Raw genomic sequence first — 10,872 nt, 5'->3', positions numbered from 1 at the left:
CCCTCAGGCGGCGGGGCCGAATTTTGGGGCCAGGAGCAGCAGTTCAGCCGGATCGGCCTTCTGCCCCGGCACCCGGCCGCGCCTGCCGGAGAAGATCGCACAGGTCTTCAAAGACGATGGGCTTGGGCAGATGCACGTCAAATCCCGCCTCCAGATAGCTCTGGATATCGTCGGCCATGACATTTGCGGTGACGGCCACCGCAAGGGGCGGCCTTCCGGGCCGGGCCCCGTCGATCCGGCGCAGGGCGGCCAGGGTCTCGACCCCGCCCATCTCCGGCATGTTGATGTCGATCAGGTAAAGGTCGAACCGTCCCTCCCGCCCCAGCGTGATCGCCTCGGCGCCGCTCGCGGCCATCACCGGCGAAACCCCGAGTTCGACAAGGAAGGCTTGCAGCACCAGCCGGTTTATCTCGTCGTCATCGGCGCAAAGGACGCGCAGATCCCCGGGCAGGGCATGATCGGCAGCCGGGGCGGGAAGCGCCGCCTCCGGCGGCTCTGGCGCTTCGGCCCCGGCCAGGGGAAGCACGATCTCCACCGTCGTGCCCGCCCCCGGCGCGCTCTGCACCCCGATCTGTCCGCCCAGCGCCTCGACCAGCATCTTGACGATGCTCATCCCCAGCCCGGTTCCGCCGAACTGCCGGGCCGTGCTGGCCGTGGCCTGGCGGAACGGCTCGAAAAGCAGGCCAAGCTGCTCTTCGGTCATTCCGATGCCCGTATCCGAAACGCGCAGCCGGATCAGATCGCCGCCCGGGACCTCCATCGCGATGGCGATCTCGCCCGCCGCGGTGAACTTCACGGAATTGGCAAGGATATTGTGCAGGATCTGCCGCAACCGCATGGGATCCCCCCTGCGCCAGGCCATCAGATCCGCGACGGCCTCAACCCGAACGGCCACCGCCTTTTCCGCCGCCAGCGCGCGATATTGCGAGGCGATCCCCTCCACCAGATCGGGCAGGTTGAAATCGACCGTCTCCAGAACCAGCGCCCCACTGTCGAGCTTCGCAAAATCAAGCACATCGTCCACCACCGTCTTCAGCAGCGCCGCGGATGCCTGAAGGTCCCGCACGGTCCTTGCGCCCTTCTCATCCACCACCTGGCCGGACAGGACACGGGTAAGCCCGACGATCCCGTTCAGGGGCGTGCGCAATTCGTGGTTCATCTGCGAAAAAAGACGGGTGCGTTGCTGCAGGATCTGCTCGCTCTCGGCCCGCGCGCGCCGCAGCGCATCGCTCAGCGCGCTTTCGCGCAGGATGATCAGGGCAAAGCCCAGGTAAAGCGAGGCCGAGGCCAGCACGAAGGCGATGATCGACGAGGCCAGCACGAACCATTGCTCCGGTTCGGCCGCCAGCAGCATCAACAGCCGCGCCCCATAGGCACAGGCGATCAGGAAGTAGGGCGCCGATGCCAGCAGCCGGTTCCGGCGCGATGTCCCCGGCGGCAACGACCAGAAGCTGCCCGCCGCGGCAAGGCTGAGGATGGCATTCACCACCGATGTGGTCAGGATAAGAAGATGGGCGCTGTGAAAGATCGCGGCCAGCAGCGCCTGGCCCATGCATACAGCCCCGGCAAGGCCGATCACCGCCCCGATGCGCGGGCGCGACCCAAGCGCCTCGTGCAGGGAAAGGCAGCCGAAGACGATGCCGAAATGCGCCCCCGAAATGATCAGCACGGCACTGAGGACGAATGGCGCATCCTGCGACAGGAAGACGCCCAGCGCGGAAACCAGAAGTGCTGCAAGGCTGCCCGCAAAGAAATTGGCCGCCATGCGGAACCGGTCTGTCCAGGCCCCCCGCAGAAAGGCGACAAGGCCCAGCGCGAAGATCAGCAGGATGCAGGCAACGGCCACGAGGATCCGGATATCCACGGAAGTCGCCATCGTCACCCTTTTCCCCTTGCGCCCCGCGCCGACAGTCTCGAACCGACAGATCCGACATGTCCAGCCGCAAAAGTCTCTCACATCGAACAGGGCAAGTCCCGTGCCATCTCGGCCGGAACCGCCGCGTCCCGCTCTTGTGCTGATGCGGATACCGGCAAGGCTCCCCCGTCCGAGACCCGGGCGGCCCTCACGCTGATGCCCGCCGATGCCCCGCGCCAGGGTCTCGGGCGGGCAGGTCCAATGGAAAGGCCCCGGCGACATGCCGTCGCCGGGGCCGATTTGCGCCAAAGGCACGCGCCACAGGGCGCGTGCCCTGCCCCTTCACTGCACGATCAGGAAGTAATCCGGATTGGACCGCAGATCCACCAGCGTCACACCGTCGATCCGCAGGACATCCGTCGCGGTCAGCCGCAATTCGACATAGCCGTCAAACTGATAGCCACGGTTCTCCAGCAGGTCTGCCACATTGCCGACGCCCGAGGATCCCCATTGTTCTTTCTGCAACAGGATGCCGTCACCCTCTGACAGATCCGTGATCTGGTCCGCGCCGAAGCCGGTCTGGAAGACAAAGACGTCATCCCCGGCACCGCCGGTCAGCACGTCATTCCCCGCGCCGCCGTTCAGCCGGTCATGCCCGTCCCCGCCGGTCACAAGGTCATCCCCTGCCCCGCCGAACAGGCTGTCCGCCCCGCCCCCGCCGTTCAGCGTGTCGTTGCCAGCCGCGCCGTTCAGCAGATCGCGCCGTGCAGTCCCGGTCAGATGATCGTCATGCGCCGACCCGTTCACCCCGCGGATGTTCAGCAGGACGTCGCCTTCTGCCTCGCCACCCTGGCCCACACCTTTGAACAGATCCACGGTCACCCCGGCAACCGACCTGGCATAAGAGGCCCAGTTGAACCCGGTCCCGCCATCCAGCATATCCGCGCCCGCGCCGCCCATCAGCCGGTCGTCGCCGTCACCGCCGAACAGCTGGTCCGCACCTTCGTCGCCGTGCAGGGCGTCATTGCCCTCGCCCGCCCTCAGAAGATCGTCCCCGGCACCGCCGAACATCTTGTCATCGCCGTTGAAGCCGCCCAGCGTGTCATTGCCGGACTCGCCGTAAAGGCTGTCCACGCCGTCGCCGCCATAAAGCCCGTCCCCGCCAAAGCCGCCGCGCATCAGATCGTTGCCGGCGCCGCCTTCCAGAAGGTCACCGCCATCGCCGCCGGAAAGCACATCATCGCCCGCCCGGCCCATCAGCGTGTCATGGCCGGCAAGGCCCCGCAGCGTGTCATTCCCGGCCGAACCGATCAGACGGTCGGCATGGCCCGATCCGGTCACCACCTCGATGTTGCGCAGCACATCGCCCTCGGCATCGCCGCCCAGACCGATGCCCCTGGTCAGATCGACTACCACGCCGACACCGGATCGCTGATAGGAAACGGCATCGACACCCGCCCCGCCGTCCATCGTATCGGCCCCCGGGCTGCCCATGAGCACATCATCGCCCGCCCCGCCTTCCAGCAGGTCATTCCCCACCGTCCCGACCAGCGTATCCGCCCCGGTGCCGCCCGCGGTTTCGGTGACCGTGGTATAGGTCTGCGTGAAAGTCACGCCGGGCGGCGGGTTGATCATCTGTTTCAGCTCGATAAGCAGCGCCGAAATGTCATCCAGCGAGGTGACATAGAAGACATGCGTCTGCTCGCTTGTGCCGAGGTCGTTTGTAATGGACGATGTCACCGTCACCTTGTGCAGGCTGTCCGGCATCGTCCGGACGCTGTCGAACAGCGGCGTCGGGTTGATCTCCTCGACAGGAGCGCTTCCCAGCCCCGTCCCGAAGGTCAGCGTCGGCGGCTTGGTGACAATCGTCCCATTGTTCGTCTCATAGGGCAGCATCAGCGTGATCTTGTGCAGACCGGGCGGAAGGTCCAGCTCGATCCGCCCCTGCGGCCCCTCCGCCGTGTAATAGACCCCGTTCACATAGAAGACGGTGTCGGGGCTCGCACCCTCATAATAGATGTAGGAACGTTCGCCAAAGCCCACCGTCCCCACGCTCAGCAGGCCGGAATATTCAACGACGAACATATTCGGCGGGGGCAAGGGGCCGAACAGATCGGCGGGGTTCAGGTCGCCGGTCGTGCCGCTGAGCCCTTGGATGGGCAACAGCGTTCCGTTGTCGACGGTGAAGATCTGATAGGCCAGTTCCTTCGCGCCCGCCGGCAGCAGGTTCACCGTGATGACCTGCTTGTCGAAATCGCCGTTCCGGTCGGTAATCTGGATGGTGAAGTCCCGCGTCGCACCCGTCCCGGTCGTGCGGAACACGAGGTTTTCAAGGATCGCCTCGATATCCGCGGCGGTCGCGCCGTCATTCGTGGCGATCTGAAGCCCGGCTTCGTCGCCGTACAAGACCCCGACCGTCCGGTTCCCGATCAGGATACTCGTTCCTTCTTCCGTGGCCTCAAGGCTGATGGGCGACCCATCGCCCGTGCGCAATGTGATGCTGTCCCCATCCACCGCACCGCTGATGCTGATGCCGCCACCGTCAAAGCTCTCACTGCCCTTGAAGGTCACATCGGCATCCAGCAGCGTCCCCGCCGCCGCCTCTTCCGCCGTCAGGTCCAGCGTATCGACCATGTCGGTCAGCGTCGGGATATAACCCACATTCAGGGCGATCGACCCGGTGGTCTTCGCCCCGCTCTGGTCCGACACGGTGATCTGAATGTTCCGCGTGCCCGAGGTTTCCGTGTAGAAGAACAGGTTCTCGATCAGCGTCTCGATATCCGCCCGCGTTGTGTTGCCGTTGAATGTAAAGGTCAGTCCCGTATCGGTGCGGGCGGTGACATTGGCGACTTCGATCAGGCTCTGGTTTCGCACCACGACGACCGCCCCGGTCTCATGATTGAAACCGAAGCTGACCACGCCCTCGCGCGGAATGACTTCGAGATTGTCACCCGCAAAAAGCCCCGTCACCTGAAGCTGGCCGTTGCTCCACGGGCCGTCGCCGGAAAGGGTCACGTCGGTGTCGAAATAGACGCCCCTGCCCGAGGCATCAAGATAGCTGACATCCAGCGTCTGGCGCAGATCGTTCAGCAGCACCGTCGCCCCGGTGACGGTCACCGTCCCGTGCTGCGGCAGGGTCGGGGTAACGACCGCCACGGTGAAGGTGCGGCTGGGCGCCTCGGAGGTAAGCTGCGGATTGATCGAAATCGCTTCGATCAGTGTTTCGACGGTTGCGGCGGTTGCGTTTTCAGTAAGGCCGATCGTCCCGCCGAAGGGGTTGTAAGACCCCATCCAGACCCCGTCGACAAAGATCTTATGAAACGTCTCGAACACGACTTCGACCGAAACGCCCGTGTCGCTCGCAAACCGGATCGGTGCGGTCATACCGGTCCATCCGGTGACGGAAATCGTGCTGTTGTTCAGCGAACCGGCGCTGGAATAGGCCTCGATGAACGCGTCCGACAGCGTGATCGCGCTGTCGAGGCGGACGGCGTTGTCCGTGAATGACACAGTCTGGTTGTCCAGATCCTGGATCTGGTTATCGGCCAGCGGTGCCTCCAGTGTAAGGGCCACGGACCCCGTCAGCGGCGTTGGCGAGTTCAGGGAATAGCTCAGCGTGCGGCTGGTCTGGGCCGGGTTGGCGGGGCCAGCCTGGAAGGTCAGCGCCTCAAGAAATTGTTCCAGTTGCGCTGCCGTGACGTTCGTCGTGAAGGTGAAGGTGGCGCTGCTGGTGTTGCCGGATGCCGTGGCAAAAGCCTGTCCGTCCAGTTTCACACCCGAAGGCCCGTAGGCGAAGGTGAACCCCGACCCTGCGGCCAAACGGATGGCGTCGCCGAACTGCAGGCCGGTGATCGACAGCACCAGGCCATTCAGCGACCACATCCCTTCGTCAAGGTCTTTGACCATATTCGCGGGCAGGGTGATGTCGCCGTCGATCAGGTTGCGGACAAACCGCGTCTCGAAGGGGATGGTCAGGTCGTCCAGTCCTTCGATCTGTACCGGCACCGGCGCGGCAGCAAGGGTGACGCCGACCGTCCCCGACATATCGAACCCGTCGGTATCAACAAAGATATTGAGCGTCCGGGACCCTGAGACGTTTGCATCCTGGGTGCTGAACCGCAGCGATTCGAGCAGCGTTTCAATCGCCGATACAATGGAACCATGGGATAGGATGGTGAAAGTGATTCCTCCAGGGACGTAAACGAATGATGCAGAGGTGCTTCCCAATGACGCCGGAGCCAGCAGCCCGTTGCCTGTTCCGGGGCGCCAGCCAGTGGGGACTCCGCTGTCAACCGTCACTTTATCCAATAGGTCTAGACCGGAAATCCTGATCGTCGCGGACGAAAGCATCGGCGCCACGATGGAGAAGGCACTCGGCAATGTGATGTCGCCATCGAGAAGCGTGGGCGTTCCGCGATTTGACGCCTCGATGGTCACGCTGCTGTTCAGGTTCTCGATCGGGGTGCCAGTGCTGTTCGTGGTCGGCATCGTGGGGAAAGTCGGGGTAAACGGGGTCATGGGTCACTCGTGCAGGGTTTAACTGGTTTCATGGTCCGGCCCGGCCTTCTTGGCCGGTGCCGGGATCGGAAAAGTGGCGGTCAGACGGGCGTGTTCTGGTCTGCTCTTTCTCAGGTCACATATCTTTCTGGCCCTGCATCGCACGACGCAGGGCGGGGGTTTGTCCTTCGGCTTTCGGGGATTTGTTTTCGTCTGGGCAGCCCCTGCCTTCTGGCAGGACCGCCCGCGCACAGACCGCCGGCTTTCTTTTCCAATTGGTCGGAAATTACAGGGCCGCCCTCAAATCTGTCAACGAAACGAAGGCTTTGGCAGGCCGATCCAGCGCATCGCAAGCATTTGAAATAATTTGGTAATTGTGAGCGTCATCATTTTTGGTGCGAATGTCATTGCGCGCCTCGCACCGCTCTGGCACCTTCCCGCTGGCGGCTTGCCTGCCCGCGGATGTGCGCCGGGGCATCGCTTATCCCGCTGGTTGAGTCTGTGTCTGTGTAAAGGGTGCCTCATGTTCAAACGGCTGGTCGACTGGCTTTGGGGCGCGCCCGAAACCCGCCGCATGGTGCAGGCAAATTTCCGGCCGCGCGCGGATTTCATCGCCGCCGGGCGTGCCTATATGGTCAACCCGGTCACGCTCTATGGCTATGCCCTGCCGCTGACCATGCTGCTGACGGGATCCATCAAGCCCGAATATACCGCGCTCGGTGTCCCGGAATTCGCAAGCCACCTTCTGACCATGGCCAAGGTGCTGGCCTTCTGGGGCTTCATGTGGCTCATGCTCGGCCGCGCGCTCTGGCTGTTCCTGCGGCTGGGCAGTGCCGTCGTGATCGTGATCGCCGGGCTGTGGGTCGTGGCGGTCCTGCTGTCGCAGGTCCTGACCGTTCTCTTCGTCGCGGGCGCGGATTGGAACTGGACGCGCATCCTGCGGCAGGCCGCCTTCACCCTGCCCTCGACACTGGTCGCCGTCTATGCCTCGGGTCCGGCCCTGCGCGAAAGGCTGGGCTATATCCCCGAACTCGTCCCGCTCTGGTGGTCGAATGTCAGCGTGCAGGTGCCGCTCCTGCTGAAACTCCCGCCCGAAAAGCGCGGCCGCATCCGCCGCATCCATGCCGCCAACCAGTATATCGAGGTGGTCACCGATGCAGGCTCTGCCCTGCTGCGCCTGTCGCTGCGCGATGCGGCATCGCTGATCCCCGCCGAAACCGGCTGGCTCTGCCATCGCTCGCTCTGGATCCGCAAGGATGAGGTGGTCGCCCTCACCTTCCATCGCGGCCAACCCCAGATCACCGATCGCGACGGCACCACCCACGCCATCAGCCGCGCCTCCGTGCCGATGATCCGCGACTGGCTGGAAGAAACCCGCCCCGAACAGCTCACCGCCCCCGACACTGCGGCCGCCTGACCGCGGCACGGCCCCCCTGCCCGCCACGCGCGCGCCCCGCCATCCGGGAATCCGGATGCACGACAGCCCTCACGGGCCTGAAACCTTTACAAAATTCGGCACCGGCCCGATAAGTTGCAACGACCTCTTCAGGAAACTCGCGATGCAACCCTTCCATGCAACGATTCCGCGTCTCGTCACGGAAAACCTCCTGCTGCGCGAATATCGTCAGGAGGATTTCCCCGCCTTCGCCGCCTTCTATTCTACGGAACGGTCCCGCTTCATCGGCGGCCCCCTGACGGGCGAACTGGCCTGGCGCGCCATGGCAACGCATCTGGGCCATTGGGCGCTGCGCGGCTACGGGTTCTGGGCGGTCGAAACCCGGGCGACCGGGCAATTCTGCGGCCATGTTGGCCTGTGGTATCCCGAAGGCTGGATGGAGCCCGAGGTGGGATGGGTCCTGATGGGCCATGCCGAAGGCCGCGGCATCGCGCAAGAAGCCGCCATCGCGGCCCGTAGGCATGCCTATGAGATCCTCGGCTGGACCACTGCAGTCAGCCTGATCGACCCGGCAAATGACCGCTCCATCCGCCTGGCCCAAAGGCTCGGCTGCCGTCTTGAGGGCCTCTTCCAGCACGAACGCCTCGGCCCGATGGAAATCTGGCGCCATCCTGCGCCCGCCGACCTTCCGCAGGTCAACACACCCTGAAAGGAAACCGCCGATGACCAGACCAACCGCTGAACCCGTCGTCCATATCGACGATGACCGCTTCAAGGTCACGGAATGGCGCTTCCCGCCGGGGGCCGAAACCGGCTGGCATGTCCACGCCCATGACTACGTCATCGTGCCTCTGACAGATGGCACGCTCGGGCTCGAGGAACCGGGCGGGACAACCCGGCAGGCGCAGTTGACCCAGGGGATCCCCTATTCCCGCCGCGAAGGCGTGCATCACAACGTCACCAATGCAGGTCCCGCACCGCTCGCCTTCCTCGAGGTGGAGGCCGTCACCGATGCCCTGGCCCATCGCCGCCGTGATACACTGATCCGCTTCATGGCCGCATGGAACGCGCGCGATGTCGAAGCGCTGATGTCCTGCATGGCCGCCGAATGCGCCTTCCACGCTTCGGCCGGACCGGATTCCGAAGGCCGTCGCTTCATCGGTGCGGCGGCCGTGCGCGCCTCCTATGCTGCGATGTTCGACATGTTCCCGCGGGCCGCATGGACAGCCGACGGTCACCACGTCATGGGCGATACCGGCCTGTCCGAATGGCGTTTCATCGGCACGGATCGCAACGGCACCACGGTCGATGTCCAGGGCTGCGACATCTTCCGCTTCGACGGCGACCTGATCGCGCTCAAGGACAGCTACCGCAAGAACCGCAACGCCTAGAGCTTGCGGTTGTAGCGGATGAAGGGCGTCACCTGCGCGATCCGGTCATAGAGCTTGCGCGCCGTCTCGTTGAAGTCCTGCGTCAGCCAGTAGACGGCGGGCGTCCCGTTGGCATCGGCAGCGGCATAGACCGCCTCGATCAGCGCCCGCCCCACACCCTGCCCGCGCACCGAAGGATCAGCGTAGAGATCCTGCAGATAGCAGACATTCTCGATCTTCCAGCAATGGCGGTGGAACAGGTAGTGCACCAGCCCCACGGCTCGACCGTCCACCTCGGCAATCAACCCGTTGAAGTCCTGCGGGTCATCCCCCAAAAGCCGTGCAAAGGTGGTGTCGTAGACGGCTTCCGGCACGCTGGTCTTGTAATAGTCCAGATAACCGGTCCAGAGACGGGACCAGTCGGCGCGATCCTCGGGGCGCACAGGGCGGATGGTACAGGCGGTCATCAGGGGCTTCCTTCCAGGGCCATGGCTGAAGGGGCCGCCGCAGGCAGCCCCAGGAAACGGCGCAGTGACCGGCCCAGATCCTCGGGCCGATAGCCGCGCCCGATGAAGACGATGACGTCATCACGGCGCATGTCCCCTTGCTCTGGCAGGATCTCTGGCGACTGAACCACCTTGCGCACGGTCTGCAACAACAGCCTCCCGGCAGGTGTCCGCACAACGCCCTTGACCCGCACCAGATCATTCCCCCGCGCATGCAGCAGGGCCGACAACCACAGCGTGAAGGCCGACCAGTCCATTCCCTCGGGGATGGCAACCTGGGTGGGCGTGATGGGGCCGCGCCCGTCCTCCTCCGCCAGGGCGATCAGTGCCGCAGGCCGCGCATCCTCTGGAAGCGGCGGCAACGCCACGTCTTCACCCAGCACTGCGGCCGATACCGTGGCATGGCCGTTCAAGACAGCCAGCGTCGCCCGAAGACAGGCCAGCGCGGCAGGATCGCAGGCATCGGTCTTGGTCAGGACCAGACGATCCGCAGCCTCCACCTGTCGGCGCCCCAGCGGCTCTGTCGCAAGCTGCGCCAGCGCATGCAGCGCATCGACCGCCACGATCGTCTCGTCCACCACGATATGGTTCACCAGCACCGGGTCTGCCTGGATCGCGGCCACGATCGCGCCCGGATCAGCCAGGCCACTCGTTTCCAGAACGATGCGCTCTAGCCGCACCTCCACGGCGGACTTGCGACTGCGCAGGTCGCACAAGCGCCGCAGCGCGTCGATCATCTCGTCGCGTCCCGCACAGCAGCAGCACCCCCCCGACAAGAGCGTCATTCCATCCGCCCCGGCGAGCAGGGCATCATCCACCGGCACTTCCGCGGCTTCGTTCACAACGACATGCACGCGCAGCCCGAAGGCCCCGACATGCAACTGATGGCGCAGCCATGTCGTCTTTCCCGATCCCAGATACCCGCCCAGGATCACCAGGCGCAGACGCGTGTCAGTCATCACCCAGATACCGCGGATCCAGCGGATCAACCGCCTGACCAGCCAGCCGTTCCACCTCGGCCCAGACTTCTTCCAGATTGTGAACGATGGCCTGCGCGCCCGTCAGCGTGCCGATCTGGATACCCGGGACGACACCACCATCATGGGCCGTCAGCCCATAGGGGCGCAAGACAGACTGCAGCAGCGCCGCCCTGTGAAACCGCGCACGCAGCCTGTCTCCCGCAGAGGCTGCCCCCGCCTCGGTCCAGTGGCCGGGTGCCGCCGGATTGCCGCAGGCATTGCACATCGC

General features: G+C 64.7%; 8 protein-coding genes. 3 read left to right on the top strand and 5 right to left on the bottom strand.

The annotated features are described in order from the left end of the window. Positions 1–43: 43 nt before the first annotated feature. Both G5V65_RS11000 and G5V65_RS10995 read right to left on the bottom strand, forming a co-directional pair. Complete coding sequence (locus tag G5V65_RS11000) at positions 44–1,876, bottom strand: ATP-binding response regulator (RefSeq protein ID WP_241250534.1); 1,833 nt, start codon at positions 1,874–1,876, stop codon at positions 44–46. 321 nt (positions 1,877–2,197) lie between these two features. Then, a complete protein-coding gene (locus G5V65_RS10995; protein WP_165049939.1) occupies positions 2,198–5,899 on the bottom strand; it encodes a calcium-binding protein in 3,702 nt (1,233 codons plus the stop codon). 976 nt (positions 5,900–6,875) lie between these two features. Here G5V65_RS10995 and G5V65_RS10990 point away from each other — a divergent pair. From G5V65_RS10990 to G5V65_RS22665, 3 genes are all read left to right on the top strand, one after another. Continuing rightward, on the top strand, positions 6,876–7,769 hold the full coding sequence (locus G5V65_RS10990) for a LytTR family DNA-binding domain-containing protein (RefSeq protein WP_165049937.1): 894 nt from the start codon (positions 6,876–6,878) through the stop codon (positions 7,767–7,769). 142 nt (positions 7,770–7,911) lie between these two features. Beyond that, positions 7,912–8,457: a GNAT family N-acetyltransferase gene (locus G5V65_RS10985; RefSeq protein WP_165049935.1), complete on the top strand. Its 546-nt coding sequence runs from the start codon at positions 7,912–7,914 to the stop codon at positions 8,455–8,457. Between the two features lie 13 nt (positions 8,458–8,470). Next, positions 8,471–9,139, top strand: a complete 669-nt coding sequence (locus G5V65_RS22665; protein WP_165049932.1) for a nuclear transport factor 2 family protein — start codon at positions 8,471–8,473, stop codon at positions 9,137–9,139. On the opposite strand, the gene G5V65_RS10975 is transcribed toward G5V65_RS22665, so the two are convergent. The 3 genes from G5V65_RS10975 to G5V65_RS10965 are packed head-to-tail and all read right to left on the bottom strand — an operon-like array spanning position 9,136 to position 10,869. Continuing rightward, a complete protein-coding gene (locus G5V65_RS10975) occupies positions 9,136–9,585 on the bottom strand; it encodes a GNAT family N-acetyltransferase (protein WP_206526765.1) in 450 nt (149 codons plus the stop codon). The two genes, G5V65_RS22665 and G5V65_RS10975, sit on opposite strands and share 4 nt — an antisense overlap. Then, entirely contained in the window at positions 9,585–10,583 is a 999-nt protein-coding gene (locus G5V65_RS10970; RefSeq protein WP_165049930.1) for a CobW family GTP-binding protein, read from the bottom strand. The genes G5V65_RS10975 and G5V65_RS10970 overlap by 1 nt, the downstream gene beginning before the upstream one ends. After that, positions 10,576–10,869, bottom strand: a complete 294-nt coding sequence (locus tag G5V65_RS10965) for a hypothetical protein (RefSeq protein ID WP_165049929.1) — start codon at positions 10,867–10,869, stop codon at positions 10,576–10,578. Before G5V65_RS10965 ends, G5V65_RS10970 begins: the two co-directional genes overlap by 8 nt. Between the last annotated feature and the right edge of the window lie 3 nt (positions 10,870–10,872).

Source organism: Paragemmobacter kunshanensis, assembly GCF_011059185.1.
Lineage (GTDB): Bacteria > Pseudomonadota > Alphaproteobacteria > Rhodobacterales > Rhodobacteraceae > Paragemmobacter > Paragemmobacter kunshanensis.
This window is presented reverse-complemented; position numbering and strand designations above follow the sequence as displayed.

Excerpts from the sequence above, each read along its gene's own strand:
- G5V65_RS11000 (WP_241250534.1), bottom strand. The coding sequence starts at position 1,876 with ATGGCGACTTCCGTGGATATCCGGATCCTCGTGGCCGTTGCCTGCATC.
- G5V65_RS10995 (WP_165049939.1), bottom strand. The coding sequence starts at position 5,899 with ATGTCGGGGACGGTCGGCGTCACCCTTGCTGCCGCGCCGGTGCCGGTA.
- G5V65_RS10990 (WP_165049937.1), top strand. The coding sequence starts at position 6,876 with ATGTTCAAACGGCTGGTCGACTGGCTTTGGGGCGCGCCCGAAACCCGC.
- G5V65_RS10985 (WP_165049935.1), top strand. The coding sequence starts at position 7,912 with ATGCAACCCTTCCATGCAACGATTCCGCGTCTCGTCACGGAAAACCTC.
- G5V65_RS22665 (WP_165049932.1), top strand. The coding sequence starts at position 8,471 with ATGACCAGACCAACCGCTGAACCCGTCGTCCATATCGACGATGACCGC.
- G5V65_RS10975 (WP_206526765.1), bottom strand. The coding sequence starts at position 9,585 with ATGACCGCCTGTACCATCCGCCCTGTGCGCCCCGAGGATCGCGCCGAC.
- G5V65_RS10970 (WP_165049930.1), bottom strand. The coding sequence starts at position 10,583 with ATGACTGACACGCGTCTGCGCCTGGTGATCCTGGGCGGGTATCTGGGA.
- G5V65_RS10965 (WP_165049929.1), bottom strand. The coding sequence starts at position 10,869 with ATGTGCAATGCCTGCGGCAATCCGGCGGCACCCGGCCACTGGACCGAG.